Source organism: Ralstonia pickettii (genome assembly GCF_001699815.1).
GTDB classification, from domain to species: domain Bacteria; phylum Pseudomonadota; class Gammaproteobacteria; order Burkholderiales; family Burkholderiaceae; genus Ralstonia; species Ralstonia thomasii.
The window spans coordinates 22,362-48,186 of the sequence record NZ_MCGB01000002.1; the positions used below are offsets into that span (position 1 = coordinate 22,362).

The 25,825-nt window shown below is 65.4% G+C and carries 26 protein-coding genes and 1 pseudogene; 10 read left to right on the plus strand and 17 right to left on the minus strand.

Going from position 1 to position 25,825, the window contains the following annotated elements; all coding sequences use genetic code 11:
• Positions 1–11: 11 nt before the first annotated feature.
• Genes leuC through BEK68_RS00350 form a run of 3 tightly spaced genes read left to right on the plus strand, consistent with a single transcriptional unit; the run spans position 12 to position 3,482 of the window.
• Positions 12–1,454 (plus strand): 3-isopropylmalate dehydratase large subunit, encoded by a 1,443-nt coding sequence (gene leuC / locus BEK68_RS00340; protein WP_009238149.1) that lies wholly within the window; start codon positions 12–14, stop codon positions 1,452–1,454.
• Positions 1,441–2,088 (plus strand): 3-isopropylmalate dehydratase small subunit, encoded by a 648-nt coding sequence (gene leuD / locus BEK68_RS00345; protein WP_004626859.1) that lies wholly within the window; start codon positions 1,441–1,443, stop codon positions 2,086–2,088. The genes leuC and leuD overlap by 14 nt, the downstream gene beginning before the upstream one ends.
• Positions 2,089–2,144: 56 nt before the next feature.
• Complete coding sequence (locus tag BEK68_RS00350; RefSeq protein WP_012435518.1) at positions 2,145–3,482, plus strand: MFS transporter; 1,338 nt, start codon at positions 2,145–2,147, stop codon at positions 3,480–3,482.
• Positions 3,483–3,726: 244 nt separating this feature from the next.
• Here BEK68_RS00350 and BEK68_RS25895 read toward each other — a convergent pair.
• Positions 3,727–3,849, minus strand: a pseudogene (locus BEK68_RS25895) (DEAD/DEAH box helicase); the annotation flags it as partial.
• Positions 3,850–4,070: 221 nt separating this feature from the next.
• Positions 4,071–5,282: an MFS transporter gene (locus BEK68_RS00355; protein ID WP_012435540.1), complete on the minus strand. Its 1,212-nt coding sequence runs from the start codon at positions 5,280–5,282 to the stop codon at positions 4,071–4,073.
• Positions 5,283–5,401: 119 nt separating this feature from the next.
• On the opposite strand from BEK68_RS00355, the gene BEK68_RS00360 reads away from it, so the two are divergent.
• On the plus strand, positions 5,402–6,364 hold the full coding sequence (locus BEK68_RS00360; protein WP_012435541.1) for an AraC family transcriptional regulator: 963 nt from the start codon (positions 5,402–5,404) through the stop codon (positions 6,362–6,364).
• 3 nt (positions 6,365–6,367) lie between these two features.
• Here the strand turns inward: BEK68_RS00360 and BEK68_RS00365 are convergent, their stop codons facing one another.
• Positions 6,368–7,285 carry a LysR family transcriptional regulator gene (locus BEK68_RS00365; RefSeq protein WP_012761975.1) on the minus strand — a complete coding sequence of 306 codons (918 nt, stop codon included), beginning with the start codon at positions 7,283–7,285 and terminating at the stop codon, positions 6,368–6,370.
• A gap of 217 nt (positions 7,286–7,502) precedes the next feature.
• On the opposite strand from BEK68_RS00365, the gene BEK68_RS00370 reads away from it, so the two are divergent.
• Genes BEK68_RS00370 through BEK68_RS00380 form a run of 3 tightly spaced genes read left to right on the plus strand, consistent with a single transcriptional unit; the run spans position 7,503 to position 11,553 of the window.
• Positions 7,503–8,807, plus strand: a complete 1,305-nt coding sequence (locus tag BEK68_RS00370) for an MFS transporter (protein WP_012435542.1) — start codon at positions 7,503–7,505, stop codon at positions 8,805–8,807.
• A 35-nt stretch (positions 8,808–8,842) separates the two neighbouring features.
• Complete coding sequence (locus tag BEK68_RS00375) at positions 8,843–10,057, plus strand: M20 aminoacylase family protein (protein WP_012435543.1); 1,215 nt, start codon at positions 8,843–8,845, stop codon at positions 10,055–10,057.
• Positions 10,058–10,077: 20 nt separating this feature from the next.
• Complete coding sequence (locus tag BEK68_RS00380) at positions 10,078–11,553, plus strand: amidase (RefSeq protein ID WP_012435544.1); 1,476 nt, start codon at positions 10,078–10,080, stop codon at positions 11,551–11,553.
• Here BEK68_RS00380 and BEK68_RS26005 read toward each other — a convergent pair.
• Both BEK68_RS26005 and BEK68_RS26510 read right to left on the minus strand, forming a co-directional pair.
• Positions 11,542–11,943: a LysR substrate-binding domain-containing protein gene (locus BEK68_RS26005; protein ID WP_367126644.1), complete on the minus strand. Its 402-nt coding sequence runs from the start codon at positions 11,941–11,943 to the stop codon at positions 11,542–11,544. The two genes, BEK68_RS00380 and BEK68_RS26005, sit on opposite strands and share 12 nt — an antisense overlap.
• Positions 11,940–12,260, minus strand: a complete 321-nt coding sequence (locus BEK68_RS26510) for a LysR substrate-binding domain-containing protein (RefSeq protein ID WP_367126610.1) — start codon at positions 12,258–12,260, stop codon at positions 11,940–11,942. Before BEK68_RS26510 ends, BEK68_RS26005 begins: the two co-directional genes overlap by 4 nt.
• A 21-nt stretch (positions 12,261–12,281) precedes the next feature.
• Between BEK68_RS26510 and BEK68_RS00390 the strand changes: the two genes are divergently transcribed.
• Positions 12,282–12,536, plus strand: a complete 255-nt coding sequence (locus BEK68_RS00390; RefSeq protein WP_024541687.1) for an NAD(P)H-dependent oxidoreductase — start codon at positions 12,282–12,284, stop codon at positions 12,534–12,536.
• Here BEK68_RS00390 and BEK68_RS00395 read toward each other — a convergent pair.
• From BEK68_RS00395 to BEK68_RS00420, 6 genes are read right to left on the minus strand one after another with little or no spacing between them, the layout of a single operon-like run.
• Positions 12,533–13,381, minus strand: coding sequence for a phosphodiesterase (locus tag BEK68_RS00395; protein ID WP_024541688.1), 849 nt, complete (start codon positions 13,379–13,381; stop codon positions 12,533–12,535). The two genes, BEK68_RS00390 and BEK68_RS00395, sit on opposite strands and share 4 nt — an antisense overlap.
• 5 nt (positions 13,382–13,386) lie before the next feature.
• Complete coding sequence (locus tag BEK68_RS00400) at positions 13,387–14,448, minus strand: ABC transporter ATP-binding protein (RefSeq protein WP_012435548.1); 1,062 nt, start codon at positions 14,446–14,448, stop codon at positions 13,387–13,389.
• Entirely contained in the window at positions 14,445–15,242 is a 798-nt protein-coding gene (locus BEK68_RS00405; RefSeq protein ID WP_012435549.1) for an ABC transporter permease, read from the minus strand. The genes BEK68_RS00400 and BEK68_RS00405 overlap by 4 nt, the downstream gene beginning before the upstream one ends.
• Complete coding sequence (locus BEK68_RS00410; RefSeq protein WP_004626885.1) at positions 15,239–16,090, minus strand: ABC transporter permease; 852 nt, start codon at positions 16,088–16,090, stop codon at positions 15,239–15,241. Before BEK68_RS00410 ends, BEK68_RS00405 begins: the two co-directional genes overlap by 4 nt.
• 2 nt (positions 16,091–16,092) lie before the next feature.
• Positions 16,093–17,124 (minus strand): ABC transporter substrate-binding protein, encoded by a 1,032-nt coding sequence (locus BEK68_RS00415; protein WP_012435550.1) that lies wholly within the window; start codon positions 17,122–17,124, stop codon positions 16,093–16,095.
• Positions 17,121–18,191, minus strand: coding sequence for a LacI family DNA-binding transcriptional regulator (locus BEK68_RS00420; protein WP_004626889.1), 1,071 nt, complete (start codon positions 18,189–18,191; stop codon positions 17,121–17,123). The genes BEK68_RS00415 and BEK68_RS00420 overlap by 4 nt, the downstream gene beginning before the upstream one ends.
• Before the next feature lie 241 nt (positions 18,192–18,432).
• Here BEK68_RS00420 and egtB point away from each other — a divergent pair, with 241 nt between their 5' ends.
• Positions 18,433–19,737, plus strand: a complete 1,305-nt coding sequence (gene egtB, locus BEK68_RS00425; protein WP_012435551.1) for an ergothioneine biosynthesis protein EgtB — start codon at positions 18,433–18,435, stop codon at positions 19,735–19,737.
• Positions 19,738–19,789: 52 nt separating this feature from the next.
• Here egtB and BEK68_RS00430 read toward each other — a convergent pair whose 3' ends face one another.
• The 6 genes from BEK68_RS00430 to mltG all read right to left on the minus strand — a co-directional run bounded on the left by BEK68_RS00430 (position 19,790) and on the right by mltG (position 24,650).
• Complete coding sequence (locus tag BEK68_RS00430; protein ID WP_012435552.1) at positions 19,790–20,644, minus strand: ankyrin repeat domain-containing protein; 855 nt, start codon at positions 20,642–20,644, stop codon at positions 19,790–19,792.
• Positions 20,628–21,431, minus strand: a complete 804-nt coding sequence (locus BEK68_RS00435; protein WP_012435553.1) for a TatD family hydrolase — start codon at positions 21,429–21,431, stop codon at positions 20,628–20,630. Before BEK68_RS00435 ends, BEK68_RS00430 begins: the two co-directional genes overlap by 17 nt.
• A 52-nt stretch (positions 21,432–21,483) precedes the next feature.
• A complete protein-coding gene (locus BEK68_RS00440; protein WP_004626896.1) occupies positions 21,484–21,903 on the minus strand; it encodes a PilZ domain-containing protein in 420 nt (139 codons plus the stop codon).
• A gap of 42 nt (positions 21,904–21,945) precedes the next feature.
• Positions 21,946–22,956 carry a DNA polymerase III subunit delta' gene (locus BEK68_RS00445; protein WP_012435554.1) on the minus strand — a complete coding sequence of 337 codons (1,011 nt, stop codon included), beginning with the start codon at positions 22,954–22,956 and terminating at the stop codon, positions 21,946–21,948.
• Between the two features lie 81 nt (positions 22,957–23,037).
• Positions 23,038–23,655 carry a dTMP kinase gene (gene tmk / locus BEK68_RS00450; RefSeq protein ID WP_004626900.1) on the minus strand — a complete coding sequence of 206 codons (618 nt, stop codon included), beginning with the start codon at positions 23,653–23,655 and terminating at the stop codon, positions 23,038–23,040.
• On the minus strand, positions 23,652–24,650 hold the full coding sequence (mltG, locus tag BEK68_RS00455) for an endolytic transglycosylase MltG (RefSeq protein WP_012435555.1): 999 nt from the start codon (positions 24,648–24,650) through the stop codon (positions 23,652–23,654). The genes tmk and mltG overlap by 4 nt, the downstream gene beginning before the upstream one ends.
• 132 nt (positions 24,651–24,782) lie before the next feature.
• Here mltG and BEK68_RS00460 point away from each other — a divergent pair, with 132 nt between their 5' ends.
• The gene (locus tag BEK68_RS00460; protein ID WP_004626904.1) at positions 24,783–25,823 is read left to right on the plus strand and encodes a YgfZ/GcvT domain-containing protein; all 1,041 of its coding nucleotides are present in this window, start codon (positions 24,783–24,785) and stop codon (positions 25,821–25,823) included.
• Positions 25,824–25,825: the final 2 nt, after the last annotated feature.

A 25,825-nucleotide genomic window follows, 5' to 3' on the forward strand; every position in this document is an offset into this window, starting at 1 on the left:
CGGGATCGCACATGACACCTCAGACCTTGTTCGCAAAGCTGTGGCAACGCCACGCCGTGCGTGATACCGACGATGGCCACACGCTGCTTTACATCGACCTGCATCTGGTCAATGAAGTGACCAGCCCGCAGGCGTTCGAAGGACTGCGCATCAGCCGGTTGCACCCGTGGCGGCCCGCCTCAGTGCTGGCCACCGAAGACCATAACGTGCCGACCGCCAACCGCGCCGCCGGCATTACCGATGACATCGCGCGGCGTCAGGTCGAGGCGCTGCGCAGCAACTGCGCGCGCTTCGGCATTACCGAATACCCGATGCAGGACGCGCGTCAGGGCATCCTGCACGTGATCGGGCCGGAGCAGGGGGCCACGCTGCCAGGCATGACGATCGTCTGCGGCGATTCGCATACCACCACGCACGGCGCATTCGCCACGCTGGCATTCGGTATCGGGACGTCCGAAATCGAACACGTGCTGGCCACGCAATGCCTGATCGTCAAAAAGATGAAGACGATGCGCGTGCTGGTGGAGGGCGACCTGTCGCCCGGCGTGACTTCCAAGGACGTGGCGCTTGCGCTGATCGGCCGTATCGGCACCGCGGGCGCCACCGGGTATGCCATCGAATTTGCCGGCTCGGCCATCTCTGCGATGAGCATGGATGCACGCATGACCCTGTGCAACATGGTCATCGAAGCCGGAGCACGCTGCGGCATGGTCGCCGTGGATGACAAAACCATCAACTACCTTCGCGGGCGGGCGCGTGCGCCGCAGGGCGCGCAATGGGACGCCGCGCAGGCGTACTGGCGCACGCTGCGCAGCGATGAAGGGGCGCAGTTCGATCGGACTATCGCACTCGACGCGACCACGATTCGCCCACACGTCACCTGGGGCACCTCGCCCGAGATGGTGGTCACCATCGACGGCCGTGTGCCCGACCCGGCCGAGGAAAGCGACCCCATCAAGCGGCAAGGCATCACCCGGGCGCTTACCTACATGGGACTCGAGCCGGGCACACCGCTGCGCGACATCGCACTCGACAAGATTTTCATCGGCTCGTGCACGAATGCACGTATCGAAGATCTGCGTGCCGCGGCGCGTGTGGTGGCCGGCAAGCACGTTGCGGCCAACATCGTGCAGGCGCTTGTGGTGCCGGGCTCCGGACTGGTCAAACGCCAGGCCGAGGCCGAAGGGCTCGACCGCATCTTCGTCGATGCCGGTTTTGAATGGCGCGACCCGGGGTGTTCGATGTGCCTGGGCATGAACGACGACCGCCTGCAGCCGGGCGAGCGCTGCGCGTCAACGTCCAATCGCAATTTTGAAGGGCGGCAGGGCGCTGGCGGGCGCACCCATCTGGTCAGCCCGCCAATGGCGGCTGCCGCAGCAATCGCGGGGCATTTCGTTGCCGTCAGCGAACTTGGCGCCGATGTTTTGGGGAGGAACAACGATGCAGGCTTTTGATTCGATTGACGGACTGGTGGTGCCGCTTGACCGCGCCAATATCGACACCGACGCCATCCTGCCAAAGCAATACCTGAAGATGATCGGCAAGACCGGTTTTGGGCCTTACCTGTTCGACGAGTGGCGCTATCAGGACCGCGGTGAACCGGAGCAGGATTGCTCGACGCGCCCGCGCGTGCCGGATTTTCCGCTCAATCAGGCCCGCTATGAGGGCGCGCAGATCCTGCTGGCGCGCGAGAACTTCGGTTGCGGCTCCAGCCGCGAGCATGCGCCGTGGGCGCTCCGGGATTGGGGCATCCGCGCGCTCATCGCCCCGAGCTTTGCCGAGATATTCCATGGCAATTGCTTCAAGAACGGGCTGCTGCCGATCGTGCTGGACACCGACGTGGTAGACCGCCTGTTCGGGGCCGTCGCACGCACGCCCGGCTATCGGCTGCAGGTCGACCTGGCGGGGCAGTCGGTAACGACGCCGGACGGCAACGTGTACCGCTTCGACATCGACCCTTTCCGAAAAGACTGCCTGCTGCGCGGGCTCGATGAAATCGGCCTGACGCTGCAGCACCGCAGCGCCATCGCCGCATTCGAGCAGGCGCGCCGCACCGCGGAACCCTGGCTATTCAACTCACCAGCATAAGCCGGCACAACACACAAAAAGCAGCCGCATATCCCTATCTTCCAAAGGAGACAACGATGGAAACCCAACAAGCGGTCGCTGCGGGCAAGCCCTGGCATGCAGACCTGACCCCCACGCACTGGCGCGTGCTGACCGGCAGCTTTCTGGGCTGGATTTTCGACGGCTACGAAGCCTTCGCGCTCGTCGTCGTGCTATTCCCGATGCTGCATTCGCTGCTCACACCCGCACAGCTGGCGACGCCGGCCCTCTACGCCGGCATCGTCATCGGCGTGACTCTGCTCGGCTGGGGGATCGGCGGCCTGGTGGGCGGCGTGATGGCGGACTATGTCGGGCGCAAGCGGATGATGCTGTGGTCGATCTTTCTGTACGCGCTGTTCTCGGGCCTGACCACGTTCTCGCAGACGTTCGTGCAGTTGTGCGCGCTGCGCTTCATCACCGGTCTGGCGATGGGCAGCGAATGGAGCACGGGCATCTCCCTGCTTGCCGAAACCTGGCCGGAAAAGGCGCGCGCCAAGGGCGCCGGCTTCCTGCAATCCGGTTTTGGCTGGGGCACGCTGATTGCTGCGCTGATCTGGTTTGGTCTGTCGTCGTCGCTCCCGATGGGCCAGGAAACCTGGCGGCTGATGTTTGCCCTCGGCGCACTGCCCGCGTTCTTCGTGCTGTACATCCGCCGCGGTGTCGAGGAGTCGGAAAAATGGAAGCAGGCCGTGCGTGAAAAGCGCTGGAGCGCCACCGGCGCGGCAGGCAAGGGCGGCAGCGACAAGCGGCCCTTCACGCTGTCCCAGTTGTTCCGCGAACCGGAGGCTCGTCGCCGTACGTTCGTCACGCTGCTGCTTTCGGTGGTCACCACCGTCGGCTGGTGGGCGATCTCGAGCTGGCTGCCGACCTTCACCATCGGACTCGCCAAGGAACAAGGTCTGGCCAACCCGGCCGGCTGGGGCTCGAAGATCACGATTCTTTACACGGTGGGCGCCATTGTTGCCTACATGGCCGCCGGCTTCATCATCGACGCCATTGGCCGCCGCCGCTTCCTGTTCCTGACGTTCCTGGGCTCATTGGCGACGACCTACGTGACCTACGCGATGACGACCTCGGTTGAATCGATGTCCGTCGTCGCGCCCATCAACGGCTTCTTCACGCTGGGCTGCGCCTATGTGTGGATGGCGATCTATCCGGCAGAGCTGTTCGGCTCGACCGTACGCTCGACCGCGTGCAGTTTCGTCTTCAATGCTGCGCGCCTGATCGCCTGGGTGTTCCCGATCATCGCCGGCTCGTTGATCCACTCGTTCGGTGGCGTCGCCAATGCGGCACTGGCGCTTGGCTCTGTCTACGTCCTCGGGCTTGTATTGCCGTGGTTCCTGCCGGAAACGCAGGGGGAAGGTCTACCACACTAAGCGCCCATCCCTACGGCACTTTGGCTGCGCGGCGAAATCGCCGCGCTTTTTTTTTGAGAAGAGAAGGGGATTGAGGCCGCTGCCGACACGCACTGAGGCTCAGGGATGTGCCGGGGTGCCGAGCGACGCTGCCGTGCTTCGACGTGCCATTTGCGTCGTCAAACGCTGCGGCCGCGTACCGGCGTCATTCGTCCATCAACCGAACCCTGACCTTCTTGCCCTTCAACGTGTCGGCGTTGAGCTTGCGCAGCGCGTCGAGCCGTGCGAGCAGGGCCAGCGCAAACGCAGCGGTTTTGCCGCTGCCCGTTTTTGCCTGCGCGATCAGATCGTGGCCGGCAGGGGCGATCGGCAGGCTTGCGGCCTGAATATAACTGCGCGCGCCGCATAGCGCACAGCGGAACAGCGGCCTTTGGCCCTCATCCTTGATGACGACGTCGGACAGCTCCCACTGCGTGCCGCAGCTCTGGTTTTTGCTCGTGTCTTTTATTTAACATAATGCAAATTATGAGAAATATAGACGCATGCGCTGAGTGGTGCGGGACATCGTCCGGCCAGCCTCGCAGCGCGCATCTCGCCATTCTCGCCAATTCACTCGGCCATCGCCGGCACCACCTCGACGCGCTTCGGCACGCCCGTCACGATCGTCGCGACGGCAGTGGCCAGCACCACGGCGGCGCCAATGAACACACCAGCTGCGCCGTTCGCGTCGAACACCAAGCCACCGGCTGCCGCGCCGGTGGCGATCGCGAGCTGTACGGCTGCAACAATCAGGCCACCCGCGCTTTCGGCTTCATCGGGCACGGTGCGCGTCACCCATGTCGACCACGCCACCGGCACGCCGCCAAACGCCATGCCCCACAGCGCGATCAGCACAGCGTCGATGACCGGTGCGCGGCCCAGCGCCACGAGCGCGATGCCCAGCACGACCATCAACGCGGGCATTGCGATCAGCATTGGGCGCAGCCGGTGTTCCAGCACGCGGCCGGCCAACGATGTGCCGACGAAGTTGGCAATGCCGTAGCCCAACAGGATGGCCGACAGCCCGTTCACGCCAACGCCCGCCACCTGCTCCAGGAACGGCCGCAGGTACGTGAAGAACGCAAAGTGCCCGGTGAACACCAGGATCGTCGCGAACATCCCGATGCCCACGCTCGGACGGCGCAGCACGTCGATCAGCGTGCGCAGGCGCGTTGTGCCACTTGGCGCCATCGACGGCAGCGTCGAGACCTGCGACACAAACGCCATCACTCCCAGTCCCGCTGAGGCCAGGAACACATTGCGCCAGCCGATCAGGTGGCCGAAGTAGCTGCCCAGCGGCGCGGCGGCAATCGTGGCGACGGCCACGCCGCTGAAGATGATCGATAGCGCCCGCGGCACCAACGCCGGTGGCACGAGCCGCATTGCGGTGGCGGTCGCCATGGTCCAGAAGCCGCCCAGTGCAATGCCAAGCACAACGCGGCCGATCAGGATCGTCGTGAGGCTGGTTGCAAACGCCACCGCAAGATTGGATGCCACAAGCAGCACCGAGAATGCGAGCAGCACGCGCCGCCGGTCGATGGACCGCGTGACAGCGGCGGTCAACAAGCTGGTGACCAGCGCAACCGTTGCCGTGGCCGTGACGGCCTGCCCTGCCACGCCTTCGGTCACGCCCAGGCTTTCCGCCATGGGCGTCAGCAGGCTTGCAGGCAGGAATTCGGCCGTGACCAGCCCGAACACGCCCAGTGCCATTGCAAAGACAGCACCCCAGGCCGGTTCACGCGGGGCCGCGATTGACGCGGCAGTGGAGATTCCGGGATTCATGCGTCGTTCCGTCGAAAACATCAGGGAAAATACCAATAAGGGCGCATGGTAGGGCCCGATAGCCGGACGGTCTATGGCATACACTCCGACCTTGTTGATCAATCGTCCGGATTTTCGACATGCTGACTCCCCTGCCCGACGTGCACGACCTTGTTAGCGAGCTGCTGCTCGGCATGCGGCTGAGCGGCGTCCAGTACCGCCGTATCCACGTGGCGCGGCCCTTCGGGCTGAGCTTTGGCAAGGCGCCGGGGCGTGCGCAGTTTCACTTCGTGGGGCGCGGGCCGGTGCTGCTGCGCGACGCGTCGGGGGCGACGATGCGGCTGGAAGCGGGCGATGCGGTGTTGCTGCCGCAGGGCACCCCGCACGCGTTGCTGTCCGATCCGGATGCGCCGTGCCGCGAGATCGCCGGCTTTGAATCCGCGAAGATCTGCGACACGGTGGCGTCGGTTGGCGTCGGGGCGGAAGCGGCCCCGGGCGATGCGCTCATTTTCAGCGCCTGCATGGAGCTGGATCTGGGCGGCATGCAGCCCTTGGTGGGCACGATGCCGGAGTTCATGCACGTCGGCACCTTGCTCGCGCGCTACCCGGAAATCCGCCCGATGCTCGACGCGATGGAGCGCGAATCGTGCTCGGAGCGCGCAGGTTTTGCCGGTATCCTCGCGCGGCTGGCGGACGTGGTGGCCGCCTTCATCGTGCGCGGCTGGGTGGAGTGCGGCTGCGGCGACGCCACGGGCTGGGTGCAGGCGCTGCGCGAGCCGAAACTCGGTCCGGCGATCGTCGCCCTGCATCGTGACCCAGGGCGCAACTGGAGCGTCGCGGAGCTGGCAGCGCAAGCCGGGGTCTCGCGCTCGGTGTTTGCCGAGCGCTTCCTTGCAGCGACCGGAATGACGCCCGTGCGCTATCTGACCGAGCTGCGGATGCGGCTCGCCGCGCAATGGATCACGCGTGACCGCGAGGCGATCGAAGCCGTCGCGTACCGGCTCGGCTATGGGTCGCTCGCTGCGTTCAGCCGCGCGTTCAAGCGGGTGGTCGGACGACCGCCGGGGGCCATGCGCGCGGAGGGTGCGGAAGCCGACGCGTGACGGTCAGCGATGACGATAGCGCTGCGCCGCGTGCCGAATCTCCTTGCTGAATTCCGCGCAGGCATGCGTCATCAGGTCCGCCGATCGGTAGACCATGTAGACGCTGAAGTCGGGTAGTTCGTCTTCCATGGGGAGCACCTCCAGCGCGCCCGAAATCGTACGCAGCGGCCCCAGTGTGTTGGTGAAGACAAAATCCGACCACATGCTCACCAGGTCCGTCTTGGTAGCCAGTTGCAGGCCGAGCAGGTTGGAGCCGCTCTGCACGATCCGGTGCGGGATTTCCAGCCGGTGCAGCCGCATTAGGCTTGCCATCGGGCTGCCAGGGTCATCCAGCGGGTCCAGCACCAGCCAGTCGGCATCCAGGAGCGAGCGCAGCTTGCGCGTGCGCCGTAGCGGATGACCGGGGCGCACCGCCAAGCGCATCGGCACGGAGAATAACGGCTCCCACTGGAAGCTGCTCGTGCCGGGCCCGCTGTTGGTGGAGATCAATCCCAGATCGATGCGGCCTTCGCGCAGACCTTCAAGAATCTGCTGCGAGCGCTGTTCGAAACCGCGCAACGCCACATTGGGAAAGCGCGTGCGGAATGCCGCCATGGCATCCGGTAGCGGGCCGCTGGAGGCGACGGCGGTAAAGCCGATGTTCAGTTCGGCCTCTGCGTGGCCGCGAATGGCTTCGATGTCTTCCAGCGCGTGACGCAGTTCCTGCTCGACCACGCTGGCCCGTTTGACGAGCGCCATCCCATACGCCGTCAGGCTCACGCCGCGCACCGAACGCGACAGCAGCGTGACGCCGAGCTCCCGTTCCAGTTCCGCAATCGCCTTGGACAACGCCGGCTGCGAGATATGCAACCCGCGCGAGGCCTCGTGAATGCTGCCGTGCTGTGCCACGGCAAGCAGGATGCGCAACTGGTGCAGCTTCACCTCGCTCTCCTCCTCGCTCATTGCACACGGTTGGGTGTGCGTCTCGCCTCACGCCTTCACGGGCTTTCCCTGATAGCGGATATATGCCGGTTATGACGGTGATTCTATTTGGTTATCGAGATGAATATTTGCGATTTTTTCAGCGCCCGCGTTCCCTGAATACTGCAAGCACCCAAGGCTCAGAGAAGCCCTTTCCAACATCGTGGACGGAGACCCCATGAACGACGCCACCTTGCAGACTACGGCCCTGCCCGCCTCGGCCGTTGCTGCGCCCAAGCCCGCCGGCCAGGCGCGATTGATCGCCGCGTGCTCGATCGGCAATGCGCTGGAAATGTACGACTTCACGGTCTACAGCTTCTTCGCGCTGATGATCGGCAAGCTGTTTTTTCCCTCCGACAGCGCGTACGGCTCGTTGCTGCTCGCGGTGGCGACGTTCGGCATCGGCTTTGTGATGCGGCCGCTGGGCGGTTTCGTCATCGGCAACTACGCAGACCGCCACGGACGCAAGGCCGCGATGACGCTGACAATCGGGCTGATGGTCATCGGCACGCTGTGCCTGGCGGTTGCGCCCACATACGCCACCGCAGGCCTGCTCGGCCCGCTGGTGATCCTTGCCGGGCGGTTGCTGCAGGGCTTCTCGCTGGGCGGTGAAATCGGCGCGTCGACGGCGATGCTGATGGAGTCCGGCGGTATCCGCGGGCGCGGTTTTCGCGTGAGCTGGCAGTTGGGCAGCCAGGGCATTGCAGCGCTGTGCGGCGCGCTGACTGCGGCCATTCTGTACGGCAGCCTGTCGCCGGAAGCGCTGCAGAGCTGGGGCTGGCGTGTGCCGTTCTTCCTTGGCCTGCTGATTGCGCCGGTGGGCCTGTATATCCGCTCGCACCTGGATGAAACGCACACCGCCGAGGCGCATGCGCCGAGCCCGCTCGGCACCTTGTTTCGCGACCACGGCGGGCTGGTCATCAAGGGCGTGCTCACGATCATCGGCGGGACAGTCGGCACGTATCTGGTCATCTACTTCATGCCGACCTACATGATCCGCGAGCTGCATCTGCCGGCTTCGCTGTCGCTGCTGGCCGGTTGCGTGACGGGGCTGACGAGCTTCGGCGCGTCGCTCCTTTCCGGTTGGCTGGCCGACCGCCTGCCGCGCCGCAAGCCTCTGGTGGTGGGCGCAACGCTGGTCACCGTGGCGGCGCTCTATCCGGCCTTCTGGCTGATGACGCATTACCCGAGCGTGCCGCTGGTGCTGGCACTGTCGGCGTTGCTCACCGGCACGCTGTACCTGGGCACCACGCCCATGCTGCTCATGATGATGGAGCTGCTGCCCATCAAGGTGCGCGCCAGCGGCCTGTCGGTCATCTACGCGATCGGCGTCACGGTGTTTGGCGGCTCGTGCCAGTTTGTCGTGACGTGGCTGCTGGCCCGCACCGGCAATCCGCTCTCCCCTGCCTTTTACATGATGGCGTGCAGCGCCATCACGCTGCTGACCGTGCTGAGCCTGCGCGAAGCGCGCGAAACTGATTGACCCCGGATTCCCATCCCCAACCCCGGAGCCCCGACATGACGAAAGCCCCCACGCTCACGCCGTTCCAACTGTTGCCGCATCTCCTGCCGCCCGTCCATATCGATGCAGAAACGTTCGTCAACATCCGCCGTCAGATCCACGCGCAGCCCGAACTCGGTTTCGAGGTGGGCGCCACCAGCACGTTGGTGGCCGATCTGCTCAAGAGTTGGGGTTACGAGGTGCACACGGGCATCGGCAAGAGCGGCGTGGTGGGCCAACTGAAGCTGGGCAACGGCACGCGCCGCCTTGGCATTCGCGCGGACATGGACGCCCTGCCCATTGTTGAAGCGACCGGCCTGCCTTACGCCAGCCGCAACCACGGCAAGATGCATGCGTGCGGCCACGACGGGCACACCGCCATCCTGCTCGCCGCAGCCAAGGCGCTGGCCGAGAGCCGCGATTTTGATGGCACGCTGAACCTCATCTTCCAGCCCGATGAAGAAAACCTGTGCGGTGCGCGCGCCATGATCGAAGACGGCCTCTTCGAGCGCTTCCCCTGCGATGCCGTCTATGCCTTGCACAACATGCCGGGCGTGCCGGCCGGCAGCTTCCGCGTGCTGCCGGGACCGGTGAGCCTGTCCTCCGACGTGGCCGACGTCACCATCAAGGGCATGGGCGGACACGGTGCGATGCCGCATCGCGCGCGTGATCCGATTGCCGCGTCGGCCGCCATCATCACCGCGTTGCAAACCGTGGTCGCACGCAATGTCGCGCCTGACGACACGGCGGTGGTGTCGGTCGGTTTCATTCGCGGCGGTGCAACGCACAACGTGATTCCCGAATCGGTGACGATTGGCCTGAATGTGCGCGCAGCGCGGCCGGAAACGCGTGCGCTGGTGGAAATGCGCATTCGCGAGATTGTCAGCCTGACCGCACAGGCGCATGGCGTCGAGGCGCAGATCGACTATCGTCAATTGACACCGCCCATGGTCAATACCGAGGCCGAGACGCAACTGGCGCAGCAGGTCTGTACTGAACTGGTGGGTGCGGCCAACGTCGTCACCCAGGCGCCCAAGGGGCTCAACGGCAGCGAAGACTTTGCCTGGATGCTCAATGAAGTGCCGGGCTGCTACTTGATCCTGGGTAATGGCGAAGGCGAATTCGGCGGCTGCATGGTGCACAACCCCGGCTACGATTTCAACGACCAGGTGTTGCCGTTGGGCGCAGCCGCCTGGGTGCGTCTGGCGCAGGCCTATCTGACCGCCGCGTGAAGTGAACTTCGAGTCAAGCAATGCAAGCGAATCCGAGCCACGCTGCAACACCTGCGGCCGCCAACGAAGAGATCGTCCAATGGAGCGCGATCGAACTGTCCCGGCGTATCCACGCGCGCGATGTGTCGTGCGTGGAAGTCATGGAAGCGTTCCTTGCGCAGATCGATCGTCATAACCCGACGGTCAATGCCGTCGTGGCCCGCATCGATGCCGAATCCGCCATCGACCAGGCACGCGAGCGGGATGTGCTGCTGTCGCAAGGTTTGTCCGGCGGCTGGATGCATGGCTTTCCGCAGGCGCCGAAGGATCTTGCGGCCACCGCGGGCATGGTGACGGCGATGGGCAGTCTCGCCATGGCGCGCAACGTGCCGACGCATGACAGCATCGTCGTCGAGCGCATTCGCCGGCAAGGCACGGTGTTGATCGGCAAGACGAATACGCCTGAGTTCGGGCTCGGCTCGCACACCTACAACCGCGTGTACGGCACTACGCGCAACGCCTGGAACCCCGAGCGCTCGGCCGGCGGCAGCAGCGGTGGCACGGCCGCCGCGCTGGCGCTGAACATGCTGCCCGTGGCCGACGGCAGCGACATGATGGGCTCGCTGCGCAACCCCGCGGCCTGGAACAACATCTACGGCCTGCGTCCGAGCCTCGGTCGCGTGCCTTACGGACCGACCGGCGACGTGTTCTTCCAGCAGTTGGGCACTGAAGGCCCCATGGCGCGCAATCCGCACGACCTCGCGTGGCTGCTCGCCACGCAGGCCGGCTACGACCCGCGTGCGCCGCTGTCGCTGAGTGACGATCCGGCGTGCTTCATGCAGCCGCTGCACCGGGATTTCCGGCAGGCCCGCATTGGCTGGTTGGGAGATTTCGGTGGCTACCTTGCCGTCGACCGCGAAGTGCTGGCCGTCAACGAGCATGCGCTCGACACGTTCGACACGCTGGGCTGCCATGTCGAGACCGTGCGGCCCTTCTTCGCCATGGACGCGCTATGGGAATGCTGGTGCACGCTGCGCGCGCTGAGCGTGTCCGGCAACCTCGGCCTGCTGTACGCCAACGCCGCCACGCGCGATTTGCTCAAGCCCGAAGCGATCTGGGAAATTGAGCACGGACGCAGCCGCACCGCCATCGACATCCACCGAGCCATCGCCACACGGGCAAGCTGGTACCAGGCGCTGCTGCGGCAGTTTGCGCACTACGATTTCCTCGTCCTGCCTTGCACGCAGGTTGCGCCCTTCCCCGCCGAAGAGCACTGGCCCAAGGCCGCAGCAGGCCGCGCGATGGACACATACCACCGCTGGATGGAAGTCGTGATTGGCGCCACGCTGGCGGGCGTGCCGGCCGCGAGCCTGCCGTCGGGCTTGACCGCCGATGGCCTGCCGCTGGGCCTGCAGGTGATTGCGCCGCCCCGGTCGGAGTTTGCGTTGCTGCAGCTTGCGGCCGCGTGGCACGAAGCGTTCGCGCCGGCACGTGCCGCGTCGCCGCTATTGGGCTGAGCGATGCACACGTGCCGTGTTTTCCCGGCACGCGCATAGCCAATCCCACACCGCGCGCACGGCAGCGTCTTCAAGCCGCGCAGATGGCGCCACGGCCCAGAACGCATAGCGCTGAATGACCGGCGCTGCGAAAGGCTGGACGAGCGTGCCCGCCTCCAGCGCATCGCGCACCAGGGGCAGGTTCGCCAGGATCACGCCTTGCCCCGCCATTGCCGCCGACATGGCATGCCCGTCGTCGGACAGCACGATGCCCGTGTCGTGCCTGAGCGTGTGCTCGATACCTGCCGCGCGCGCCCACATCGGCCAGGCAATCGGCTGCGGCAGTGTCCGCTGCCACTCGGAGTGGATAAGCGGCACGCGCGCCAGATCGTCGTGCGACCGCACGTTCAGGCCCGGGTGGCAGACCGGCGCATAGGCGTCGCCAAAGAGCCGCTCGGTGACGAGTCCTTCCCCGTGACGGGCGTATCGCCATAGCGCACGGCAAGGTCTGCGCTGCCGCCATGCAGGTCGACCACGGTGTCGGACGCATGAATGCGCAGATCCACCTCCGGATGCTGCGTAGCAAATTCACCCAGCCGAGGCACCAGCCAGCGCGCAGCAACCCCCACCGGTGCCGTGAGCGTCACGCGCTGACGCCCCGGTTGCGCTTGGGAGCTACGAATGGCATCGATGGCCTGCGCAAACGCATCAAAGCCGGTGTTGAGCACCGGATACAGCTGCTCGCCGGCATGAACAAGCGCCTCGTCATCCTCAGCGCACGCGGCGCTTTCGGTTACGGCCCCGGCCAGCGCATTGCCCACCTGAACCACGTCGAGGCCGGCGTCGCCACGGCATTCGGCTACATCGGCGTCACGGATGTGGCATCCGTCGCGATCGAATACGACGAATTTGCCGACAAGCGGTTACGCGCGTCCATCGCATCGGCGGAAAGCGAGGCCGATGCGCTGGTCGCCCGTCTGGCGGCCGCCGTGGAAGCGGCCTAGTCGATCAGCCGGCCGTCCGGCTCAAAAAACGGATGCGGGCCATCAAATTGCCCCACGTAGGCGAGATGGCTCACCAAGCCTTGCCCCGGCACCCACGCATGGACCTTGTAGGCCGGTGGCTCCATGACAAAACCGGGCGCAGCATCAGGGTCCAGATCCAGTGCGACCTGGTGTGCCGGCGATGGGCAAGTGGACGCCACCGTGCCCGCAAAACGCACGTCGATGGAGCGATGCAGGTGCCCGCAGATGATGCGCTCGACGTTGCCGGCGGCACGCACGATCTGCGCGAAGGCCGGGATATCTTCTTCGGCGAGCGATTGCACGTCCATGTGGCCGATGCCGGTGGCAAATGGCGGATGGTGCATGGCGATGACGGTCGGGCGTTGCGTTTCGCATGCCAGCGCTTCGGCCACCCAATCAAGGCGCGGTAAGCCCAGACGGCCGCCCGGATGGCCGGTGTCCAGCGTGTCGATCACGATCAGGCGCACATCGCCAATGTCGGTCCAGTACTGGAATGCACGCGTGTCCTGCGCGGCGGCCGGAATTGGCGCGAGCCAATCGGCAAAGGCTTCGCGTGCGGCATCACGGCCATCGTGGTTGCCGAGCACCGGCAGCATGCGGATGCCTGCCGCATCGAGCGGCGCCAGCACCGCACGCAGGTGGGCGTATTCCTCGGGCGCGCCGGCGTCGACCAGATCGCCGGTCAGGACGATAGCGTCTGGTTTCTCGGGCTGTGCCAGGATATGTGCCACGCAGCGTGACAAATAGGCCGCCGAATCTACGCGCCGATAAGCCAGTCGCCCCGGGCGCTTGATATGAAGGTCGGTCAGTTGCAGGAAGTGCATCGGCATCAGGCTTGCAAGGACAAGAGGCGGTCTGCCGGGATATCGAAGCCGACCGCATGGCCCAGCGCAAACTGCTGGCGGCCGGGCACATCGATGAACAACGGCGTGGCTGACACGCCCGCCACGCGCACGCGGGTGCGGAAGCCGAGAAACACCGCCGACTCGACCGTGCCCTTCAGCGCCGCCTGGGACGGGTCGGCCAGCACGGCATCTTCGGGACGGAAGAAGACCGCATTGCCGTCGCCGTCCGGCACGCGCACGCTGCCGCCCGCGCAGACGAACGTGCCATCCTGCCGCGTGCCGTCGAGCCGGTTCATGATGCCGATGAAATCCGCCACGTGCCGGTTGGCCGGCTGGAAGTAGATTTCGCGCGGCGTGCCGATCTGCGCAATGCGGCCGGCTTCCATGACGACAATGCGATCGGCCAGCGCCATCGCCTCTTCCTGGTCGTGCGTGACATAGATGGTCGTGATGCCGAGACTGCGCAGTAGGCGGTCCATCTCTGCACGCACGGACTCGCGCAGCTTGGCGTCGAGCGCCGTTAGCGGTTCGTCGAGCAGCAGCACGCGCGGCTCGGGCGCCAATGCGCGCGCCAGTGCCACGCGTTGGCGCTGACCGCCGGAGAGCTGATCGACACCGCGGTCCGCGTACGGAGTGAGTTGCATCATCTCCAGCAGCGTGTTTGCCCGGGCGCTGATCTGTGTGTCGGACAAGCCGTTCTGCCGGCGCTGGATGCGCAGGCCGTATTCCACATTGCCGCGCACGCTCAGGTTGGGGAACAGCGCGTAGTTCTGGAACACCATGCCGACGCGGCGGCGCTCGATCGGGCGTGCGGTCACGTCTTCATCGCCGAAGTGCACGGTGCCGCCGGCGTCCGGCGCCTCCAGCCCGGCGACGACGCGCAGCGTGGTGGTCTTGCCGCAGCCCGAGGGGCCGAGCAGCACGACGGTCTCGCCGGCGGCGATGTCGAGGTCCATCGACTCCAGCACGCGCTGGCCGCCGAAGTGTTTTCCGCAGCCACGCAGCCGGATGGGCACGGGCGCGAGATGTAGGGATTCGGTACTCATCGGGAAGCCTTTCCGTTGTTCACCCGCAGGCCGCCAAAGCGCTGCATCAGCACCAGCAGCGGCACGATCATGACGAAGAAGATCAGCGTGTAGGCGCTGGCAATTTCCAGCCGCATCGACGCATAGGTGTCGGCCAGGCCGACCGGCAGGGTTTTGGTTTCTGGCGTGTGCAGCATCCAGGTGAGGTTGAACTCGCCCACCGAGAGCGTCACCACCGTCAGCGCGCCGGCCAGGATGCCGGGTTGCACGTTGGGCAGCACGATGGTGCGAAAGCGCTGCCAGAACGACGCGCCCAGGCTGGCAGCGCCCTCTTCCAGCGTCTTCAGGTTCTGGCCTGCCGCCACGGCGGCAACCGAGCGCACCATGAACGGCAGCGTAAACACCACATGGCCGACGACGATGAACCAAAGGCTCTCGCGAAAGCCGCCAAAGCCGCCGTACGCCACGATCAAGCCCAGCGCCGTCGCCAAGCCGGGCAGCGCCACGGGCAGCGTCAGGAATTCTTCGATCAGGCGGCTCGCACGGCTCTGGCGCCGCGCCAGTACATAGCCTGCCGGCACGCCGGCCGCGAGCACGATCGCCAGCGTGCACAGCGCCACCAGCAGCGACATCCAGATCGACGCGTGATACATCTCCCAGACTTGGAAGACCCAATCCAGCGTCCAACCGCTCTTGAACCCGCGGATGTAGTTGCGCGTCAGGCCCACGGCCATCGACAACACGACCGGCACGATCAGGAACAGGCACAGCAGCAGCGTGATGAGCCACTGCGAAAGAGAAAGCACGCGTTTCATGCTGCGGCCCCACTTGGGCTACCACTCGCGGTGCGCGCAATCGCCAGCACCAGCCACGTCACCACGCCCAGCACCACCGACAGCGCTGCCGCCATCGCAATGCCCGCGTTGAGCGTGAACTCGGTATAGATCGTCATCGGCAAGACGTCGATATCGGTGGCGAGCGTGAAGGCGGTGCCGAATGCGCCCATCGACGTGGCAAAGCAGATCGCGCCGGAGGCGATCAGCGCAGGCGCCAGCCCTGGCACCAGCACATCGCGCGTGACCTGCCACGACGATGCGCCGAGCGAGCGCGCCGCTTCTTCCAGTGAACGATCGAGCTTTTCCGCCGCCGCCATCACCGTCAGCACAACGCGCGGAATCGAGAAATACAGGTAGCCGAGAAACAGCCCGCCGATGGAATAGGCGAACACCCATTTCTCACCGATGAGCTTGTGCGTGACGTCGCCCAGCAGTCCCTGGCGCCCCGCCAGCAGGATCACCATGAAGCCGACCACCACACCAGGAAACGCCAGCGGAAACGTCAGCATGGCGGTAATCATTTGCTTTCCCGGTACGTTGTGGCGCACCAGAAACAGCCCGGCGATGGTCGAGAGGACGAGCGTCGCCAGCGTGACTGCCGCCGACAGCATTACCGTCGAAAACAGGCTGCTGAGGTAGCGAGACGTGGTCAGCGCTGCGGTGTAGGTGGCAATCACGCCCTCGCTGCCGCTGACACGCAGCAGCGCGGCCATCGGCAGCAGCCAGAACGCGCAGAACAGCGCAACGGCCGGTGCCAGCAACGCCACCCGCCACCGAGCGGGCAACACCGCATCGTCGGGCAAGGTGGTTCGGGTGACGGTGCTCATGCTCAGCGGACCTCGTTCAGGTAGCGCGTGCCAAATGCCTGCTGGCCGGCTGCCATCTTGTTGAAGTCGACCGTCTTTGCACGGGCGTATTCGCTGGCCGGCAGGAAGCGCGAGGCGGCTTCCTTGCTCATGGCGCTGGCGCGCACCGGGCGCAGGTAGGCGTTGGCCCACAGCGTCTGGCCTTCGTCCGACAGGACAAAATCGAGCACCTTCTTGGCGTTCTCGGCATGCGGCGCGCCAGCTGTCAGGCTCATCACGTACGGCACGGCAATCGTGCCTTCCTGCGGGATCACGAATTCCACGTTCGCGTGATCCTTGTACTTGGCGCGGTAAGCGTTGAAGTCGTAGTCGAGCAGGATCGGGATTTCACCGGCCACGACGCGCGCGTAGGCTGTCTGCTTCGGCACGATCGGCGCGTTCTTCTTCAACTGCTTGAACCACTCGATGGCCGGGCCGAAGTCGTCAAGCGAGCCGCCCAGCGCCTGGTTGACCGCCACGGCGCCCACATAGCCGACGAAGGCGCTGCTCGGGTCGAGGTAGCCGACCATGCCCTTGTATTCGGGCTTGAGCAGGTCTTTCCAGGAACGCGGCACCGGCTTGCCTTCCAGCGCGTCCTTGTTGACGAAGAAGCCCAGCGTGCCGGAATGGATCGAGAAGAACGCGCCGTCCGGGTCTTTCATGCCGGCCGGAATGTCTTCCCAATGCTTGGGCTTGTAGTTGGCGACCAGGCCCTTTTCCTTGGCCTGATACGCAGACGTGATGCCGAGGTATGCCACGTCGGCCACAGGGTGCGATTTCTCCGCCAGCATCTGCGCGATGGCTTGGCCGGAGTTCTTGTTGTCGAACGGCACGGTAATGCCGGTCTTTTCCTTGATGGCCTTGATCTGGCTGGCCCAGTCGGCCCATTCGGGCGGGCAGTTGTAGCAGATGGCGACCTGCTGGCCCGCGGGCTGTGCCTGCACCGGCGTAGCCAGGGCGATGGCGCCGGCAGCCACGAGGCCGCACGCGCGCAGCCATTGAACGAGACGTTTCATCGAGACGCTCCTTGCGTATCAGACGTGAGGGAAGAAACAACGGAGAGAGACGTTTCAGCCGGCGCTCGGGCCAGCGTGCCGCCCGCCAGCAGGCGGTGCGGCAAGGTAATCGAGGGGACCACCTCGCCGGCGATGCGGCGAGCCAGCGCCGTGGCCGCATCGGTGCCGATCCGGCGGTGCGGCTGCGCCACGGTGGCCAGCGTGGGCGAGAGCCACTGCCCTATCGCCAGGCCATCAAAGCCGACCACGCTCACGTCTTCGGGCACGCGCAGGCCCATCTCGCGCAGCGAGCGGATGGTGAGCAGCGCGAGGCGGTCGTTGCTGCAGAAAATGGCGGTCGGGCGCGGCGGTGCGAGCAGCCGGGCCAACTCGGCGGGCAGCATGGCATCGGCATTGAAGTCAATTTCGACGGGCGGCTGCGGCGCAATGCCGGCCGCCTCCAGCGCTTCGCGGTAGCCGTCGTGGCGCAGGGCCGCACGGTCCGAGGCCGCCAGCGTGCCGGTGAGCATACGGATCTGTCGGTGCCCTTGCGCCAGCAACGCGCGGATGGCGTCGCGCGCAGCGGCCCGGTTGTCGACCGTCACGCAGCAGCGCGCCGGAATGCGTGCCTGGCCGACCGTGTCGTTGTAGACCAGCACATAAGGCACGTGCTCGGCGTCCAGTCGATCGAGATGCGGATTGGCGGCTGCATCGGCCACGGTCAGGATCAGACCGTCGACACGTTGCTCGAGCATGGTCTCGATGGCGCGGGCCTCGCGCTCGCGGTCGTAGGCGGTCGTCATGAGCATCACACGCTGGCCGGTGATGGATGCGGCTTCCTCGATGCCCTGCATGCACTCGGCAAACACGGGGTTGGCGAGCGACGGCAGCACCACGCCAAGCAAGCCCGTGCGCTCGGCGCGCAACTGGCGGCCCAGCGCGTTCGGGCGATAGTGCAGCGCATCCATGGCCGCCTGCACTCGGGCCAGCGTCGAGGCACTCACCCGCTCCGGCGTATTGACCGCCCGCGACACGGTGGCAATCGAAATGCCGGCGTGCGTCGCCACGTCCTTGATGCTGCTGCCCACTACGCGCCCCCGGGAAGGTGTAAACGTTTACATGCTAGGTGCGCGCAGTGACTGTTTCATGACAATCGATGCTGCGATGCAGCCATTACCGCAACGCAGCATCGCCAGCGTTGCGCATGGCAAAGTTACAAAGCTCGCATATGCTTCTTACGAACATGGGCAAGCTGGGGGCGCCAATGCGCGCGCAGCGGCATGGCCCACTTGCTGCTGTGCTGTCCTCGCTGCCTGCTCTGGAGACCCCATGCGCGTATCGCCTGTATTTGATGTGCCGACCACCGCCCTGCCCGCGCTGATGCAGCACTACGGCATGGTGCGAGCGCAATCCCTGGCCTTGACGGCGCAGTTGTCCGACGCCGATGCCACCGTCCAGTCCATGGACGACGCCAGCCCCGCCAAATGGCACTTGGCCCATACGACGTGGTTCTTCGAGGAGTTCATCCTTGGCCCCAACGTGCCGGACTATCGCTCACCCGATGCTCGCTACCGTTACCTGTTCAATTCGTACTACGAAACGGTCGGTGCGCGGCACCCGCGCCCGCGCCGGGGCATGCTCACGCGCCCCACGCTCGACGAGGTGCGCGCCTACCGCGCCCATGTCGATGCGGCCATGCAGCGCTTGCTGGCCGGCGGCGTATCGGACGATCTTGCCCGTCTGGTGACCCTCGGCCTGCACCACGAACAGCAGCACCAGGAGTTGCTGCTGACCGATCTTCTCCACCTGTTTGCGCAGAACCCGTTGTGCCCGGCCTATGCCCAAGCGCCCGTAGCACGCGTGCACGCGGCCCCGGTGCAACCGGGTTGGGTCAGCTTCCAGGGCGGCGCCGTACAGATCGGCAGAACCGATACGGGAACCGATACTGACTTCATGTTCGACTGCGAAGGCCCGCGTCACACCGTGTGGCTGGAGGCGTATGCGCTGGCCACGCACCCTGTCACCAACCGCGAGTGGCTCGCCTTCATGCAGGACGGCGGCTATTGCCAGCCAACGTTGTGGCTGGCCGACGGCTGGGCGTGGGTGCAGCGGGAAGGCATTGACGCCCCGCTCTACTGGCGCGCCGGCATGGATGAGGCTGAAGGCTGGCAGCAGATGTCGCTGCACGGCCTGCAGCCGGTCGATCTGGACGCGCCGGTCACGCACGTCAGCTTTTACGAGGCCGATGCCTACGCCCGCTGGGCCGGCGCCCGCCTGCCGACGGAAGCCGAATGGGAGCACGCCGCCGAAGGCCTGCCCGTGCAAGGCAACTTCGCCGGCCGCGGCGCGCTACGCCCGCTTCCCGACCACGGCATCGCCCAGGCCGGCAGCCTGCGTCAATTGTTCGGTGATGTGTGGGAATGGACCGCCAGCCCTTATGGCCCGTATCCGGGCTTCGAGCCGGCCGAGGGCGCCGTGGGCGAATACAACGGCAAGTTCATGTGCAGCCAGATGGTGCTGCGCGGTGGATCGTGCGTGTCGCCCGAGGGGCATCTGCGGGCGACGTATCGCAACTTCTTCTATCCGCACCAACGGTGGCAGTTCACCGGAGTGCGGCTGGCGCGGCGGGCGTGAAGCGCATCACGCCCGGCACCGGCGCTGACGTGCCGGGCCGTTCGGGCCGCGTCTAGCGGTTGCTGTCAAACAGCATGTTGGTGGGCGTGCCGATCGTATCCCGACCGGCCGGGCTGGGCGCACCGGCGCCGCGTTTGGCGGGCGGCATCGGCGTTGGCACATCCGGCGCTGCAGGCTTGGCAGGCTGCGAGACTGCGGCCGCAGGCGCCGGTGCTGCAGCAGGCTTGCCGGATTGCTCCGCCAGCTTGCGCCGGCGCGATTCCAGCCCCGCAGCAATCTCATCCTGGTGATACCGCTTGGCGAAGTCGATCACGTCCATCTTCTGCTGATTGCGCAGGTTCATGTCGGCGCCCTCGTCCAGCAGGAGCTTGACGGTGGTGATGTGCCCGCCCATGACGGCCATCATCAGCGGCGTGGTCGCGTTGGGGCTTTCGGCATCGATATAGGCCGCGTGGTCGAGCAGGTATTTGACGATGTCGTCATACCCATTGGTGGCGGCGTAATGCAGCGCGGTCCAGCCGGTCTTGTTGACCTCCACGTCGTACGTTTCCACCATCAGCTTCACCATGGGCAGCAGGCCCTGGTACGCGGCCATCATCAGCGCGTTTTCACCTGCGGCATTGGTGCGCTCGAAATCGATGTTCTTGGCGCGGATGAGCGCCTCGGCCACCTCGATGTTCTTCTCCTTGAGCGCATCCACCAGCAGCGGCGTGCCATCGCGGGTCTTCAGGTTGGGGTCGACGCCCTGCGCGACATACTTCTGCACCAGCGCCGGGCGGTTGTATTCGACGGCGTTGCGCAGATCGTCCTGCGGCGTGGCGAATGCGGCACCCGACAACGCCATGGTCAGCGCACCAGCCAGTGCGATTTTTTTCATCGCTTGCTTCAAGTTATCGCGGTATCGCATTGAATAGATTGAAGAAGTTCTCGGTGGTGGCGCTGGCAATCCGCTCGAGTGGTTCGCCGCGCAGCGTAGCCAGGAATTCGCCCACGTGCCGCACATACGCCGGCTCGTTCGTCTTGCCTCGGAACGGCACCGGCGCCAAGTACGGCGAGTCGGTCTCGATCAGCATGCGGTCCAGCGGCACCTTCCTGGCGGTTTCCTGCAGGTCCACCGCGTTCTTGAACGTCACGATGCCCGAGAAGGAGATATAGAAACCCAGGTCCAGCGCGGCCTTGGCCACGTCCCAGGTCTCAGTAAAGCAATGCATGACGCCGCCTGCGGCCTCGGCGCCCTCTTCGCGCATGATGGCCAAAGTGTCCTCAGCCGACGAGCGCGTGTGGATCACCAGCGGCTTGCCGGTCTGCTTCGACGCGCGAATATGCGTACGAAAGCGATCGCGCTGCCATTCCATGTCGGCCACGGTACGGTCGCCCAGGCGGTAGTAGTCGAGCCCGGTTTCGCCGATGCCGACCACGCGCGGATGATCGGCCAGCGTCAGCAGACGCTCGAGCGTGGGCTCTTCAATGGACCGGCCTTCTTCGACGTCGGCCTCAGCGTCGGGATGCACGCCCACGGTGGCGTACACGTTGGGCTCCTGCTCGGCAATCTCCAGCACACTCGGAAAATCCTCCAGCGTGACGGAAATGCAGAGTGCGTGCGTGACGCGGTTCTCCCGCATGCGCGTCAGCAGCTCAGGCAGGCGCGCGCGCAAGTCGGGGAAATTGATATGACAGTGGGAATCGACAAACATCGAATAATCAGAAAGTTACGGCGTAAACTTCGTGCGCCGTATCAGGAAAAAATCAAAGTGTTTGGGTGGGGCGCTGCGAATTGATCTGTTTGCCCAGCACCTCTTCGATCACACGGCGCAGCACGCGGCACTGCTCATCTTCGCCAAGGTGCACGCCAATGCCCGGCGTCTTGGCCGGCGTGCCCACCGGCGTGATCCAGGCTACCTTGCCGGCCACCTGATACTTCTGCGGGCGGTCCAGCAGCGACAGCACGAGGAAGACCTCCTCGCCAATCCGGTAAGGGCGCTGTGTCGGCACGAAGATGCCGCCGTTCTTCAGGAACGGCATGTAGGCGGCGTGCAGGCCAGCTTCATCCTTGATGGCCAGCGAGACGATGCCCGGACGGGTCGGTGCGCCTGAAGCCGTGCCGGGTGCAGCGGGGGTGCCAGGGGTGACGGGAGTGCCGGGCGTACGAAGAGGTGCAGTGCTCACAGGGTGTCCACAGAGTGCAAACGTTCAGGTGCGGGTTCGGGTTCAGGCAGACGGAAAGAGCTGCCGGTAATCCAGCAAAAGGCTTTCGATGACGAGCCGCGCGGCCAGCGGATGCTGCTCGGAGCGGCGCCGCTGCGGCAAGGCACGCGCAAAACGTTCCAGGCGGTCCAGCGGAATGGTATTCGCGCAACGTTGCAGCACATCGCGCTGCGCCGGAAAGTAGCGCGGACGCCCCGCCAAGCGTGCCGCCATCAAGTCAAAGACCCATCGGTGCATGGTACTGAGAACGGCCGGGACCGACAATTTTTGTAAATGGTCGGCCGTGGCCAGTGCATCGAGCTTTGCGCCCTGGCCGAGCTGTTCAAGCAGGAATTGCAGCAGCGGACGGTCTTCGGACTCGGCGGCGGCCAGCGCGGCCAGCGGCGCGTTACCGAACTCGGCCAGCAGATCCTGCGCGTGCGGCACGCCTTGCCGCTCCAGCCACTGGCGCGCGGCCTCGGGCTGCGGCGGCTGCAGCGGAAACTGCCTGCAGCGCGACAGAATGGTCGGCAGGATACGGTCGATACGATCCGTCACCAGCAGGAAGACGGTGTTCTGCGGCGGCTCTTCCAGCGTCTTGAGCAACGCGTTGGCGCCTTCGGTCTGCAACGCGTCGAGCGGATACAGCACCACCACCCGCAACCCGGCCCGGTGCGTACCGACCCCCACGCCTTCGATCAGGTTACGGACCTGCTCCATGCGGATGATCTTGCTCGGCGCCTTTTTCTTGCCGTCGGCGTCCTTCTCCGTCTCGGGCGCGTCTTCCATCGCTTCAGGGCGCACGAGGTGGAAGTCCGGGTGGTTGCCCTGCGCAAACCAGTTGCAGGCCGCGCATGTGCCGCAGGGCTGGCCGTCGGCCGCCGGCGTATCGCACAGCAGGCTTTGCGCGAAGTGCATGGCGAAATCGCGCTTGCCGGTGCCGGCCTGGCCGTTGAGCAGAATCGCGTGCGGCAGCTTGGCCCGCATGGCTTGCAGGCGGGACCAATCAGCGAATTGCCAAGGATAAAGCATCATGAATCAATGGGTTGCGTCAGATTATTGATGCGAAAACTTGCCGTGGAACCATTATTTCCGTATCCGAAATTGCCTGCAAAATCAGAGCGTTGCAAGCAGATTCTCCAAGTCTTTCTGGATATCACTGCGCTCGCGGTTGGCGTTGAGCACGACAAATCGATCCGGTTCGGCTGCCGCGCGGCGCAGGTATTCGGCGCGCGTGCGCAGGAAGAACTGCGCTGATTCGGCCTCGAACTTGTCCGGCGTGCGGGCATCGGCCAGGCGCGCGGCGGCAATTTCAGGCGCCAGATCGAAGAGGATGGTCTTGGTCGGCTGCAGGCCCTGCTGTACCCAGTGCTCCAGCGCTTCCAGCCGGTCGATTGCCAGGCCCCTGCCCCCGCCCTGATAGGCGAACGTGGCATCGGTGAAGCGGTCCGAGATGACCCAATCGCCGGCGTCCAGCGCGGGCTGAATCACCTCGGCAATGTGCTCGCGGCGGCTCGCGAACATCAGCAGCGCTTCGGTTTCCAGGTGCATGCGTTCGTGCAGCAACACTTCGCGCAGTCGCTCGCCCAGCGGCGTGCCGCCGGGCTCGCGGGTGACGACCACCTTTTTGCCCAGGGGCGCGAGCTTCGCCTGCAGTTGCTGTGCAAACCACGCCAGGTGCGTGCTCTTGCCCGCGCCGTCGATCCCTTCGAATGTGATGAACTTGCCGGTCATGGTTGGCCGCGCTGATATTTGTTGACGGCCCGGTTGTGGTCCGTCAGGTTGGTCGAAAACTGGCTGCTGCCGTCGCCGCGCGCCACGAAATACAGCGCGTCGGACGGTGCCGGGTTCAGTGCCGCCTGCAGCGACGCCATGCCCGGCAGCGCGATTGGCGTGGGCGGCAGGCCGGTGCGCGTGTAGGTGTTGTACGGCGTGTCGGTCTGCAGGTCGCGCTTGCGCAAATTGCCGTCAAAGCCGGCACCGATGCCGTAGATGACCGTCGGGTCGGTCTGCAGCAGCATGTTCTTGCGCAGGCGGTTGACGAACACGGCGGCAATCATCGGCCGTTCCAGCTTCTGGCCGGTCTCCTTCTCGATGATGGAGGCCATGGTCAGCGCTTCGTACGGCGTCTTGTACGGCAGATCCAGTGAGCGCTTGGCCCAGGCATCGTTCAGACGCTTCTGCATGGCCTGGTACGCGTGACGGTACAGCTCCACGTCGCTGCTGCCCCGTGCGAAGAGGTAGGTGTCGGGAAAGAACAGGCCTTCCGGATTGGTTTCAGGCGCCCCAATCTTGCGCATCAGATCTGCATCGGACATGCCGGCCGTGTCGTGCTTGAGCGCAGGCTCTGCGTCCACCACCGCCCGCATCTGCCGCATCGACCAGCCCTCGATGACGGTGACCACGTAATGCGTGACATCGCCGCGCGCCATCTTGTCCAAGATGGACATGGGCGTCGCGCCGGTTTCCAGCGCATAGCCGCCGGCTTTCAGGCTCTTGGCGTTGCCTGTCGCGCGCGCCACCAGCGAGAACAACTGCGGTTGCACGCCCACACCGGCGCTCGCAAGCTGCTTGCCGACCGAGATCACGCTCGAGTTCGGTTTGATCACCACCTCCAGCGGCGACGCCGCCAGGCTCACCGGTTGCTGGGCCCACCACACCACGCCGCCTGCCGCCGCCAGCACAATCAGGATGGCCAGCAGGACCAAGCGTTTGAGAAAAGAGAGCATTCTGTTGCGAATCTGTGTGAGGAACCGGCCGACACCGGCGATTGCCGCACTCTTGAAATGGATAGACAGGGCACAAGCTGCCCTTCAGACAGCCCAATATAATACCGGGTCAATCTCAGGCCGCCCCGCACCATGAATGATGTCTTCCACGATTTTGTCGATACGCTGAGCTTTCCTCCGCTCGACGTGCAATTTGATGCCGCCACGCGCGGCAGCGTGCTGTGTGCGCCGACCGATCTGGCGCGCATCGCTGTCGAAGGCGCCGATGCCGCCGAGTTCCTCCATAACCAACTCACCAACGCCGTGACCGGCCTGGGCCTGAACCAGGCGCGACTGGCGGGCTATTGCTCGCCCAAAGGACGGCTGCTTGCCACCCTGCTGGTATGGCGCCAGGCCGATACGATCGTGCTGCAGACAGACAAGCTGATCGCGCCCGCGTTGACCAAGCGCCTGTCGATGTTCGTGCTGCGCGCCAAGGCCAAGCTGCGCCCGATGGACGAGTTCATCGCCATCGGCGTCGCCGGGCCTGACGCGGCGGAAGCGCTGCGCGAGGCTGGTGCCGTGCTGCCTGAACCCGATACCGTCAACGCGGTGGCGCAGCAGCCTGCCACGGTCGGCCAGCAATTCGGCGCCGTCGTCCGCCTGCCGGATGCCGGCGGCCGCCCGCGCTATCAATGGATGGTGCATGCCGAGCACTTCCAGGACGCCTGGAAGACGCTGTCGTCGCGGCTGTCGCTGGTCGGCACCGAGGTGTGGGATTGGCTGAGCCTGCAGGCAGGTGTGCCGCACATCACCCTGCCCACACAGGAGCAGTTCGTCCCGCAGATGGTGAACCTGGAACTGCTGGGCGGCGTCGATTTCCGCAAGGGTTGTTATCCGGGGCAGGAAATCGTGGCACGCAGCCAGTATCGCGGCACGCTCAAGCGGCGCATGCAGCGCGCGCACGTCAATGCCCCCACGTCGGCCGGCGCCGAGGTCTACAGCGCAGCCGATCCGAACCAACCGTGCGGCATGGTGGTCAATGCAGCCATGGCGCCGGATGGCGGGACCGATCTACTCGTCGAATTGAAGCTGGACGCCCTCGACACCGTCATCCACCTGGCCACGCCGGACGGCCCGATGCTGACGCTGCAAGAACTGCCGTACGTCATTCCCGCTTCAGAAAACGCCTGATA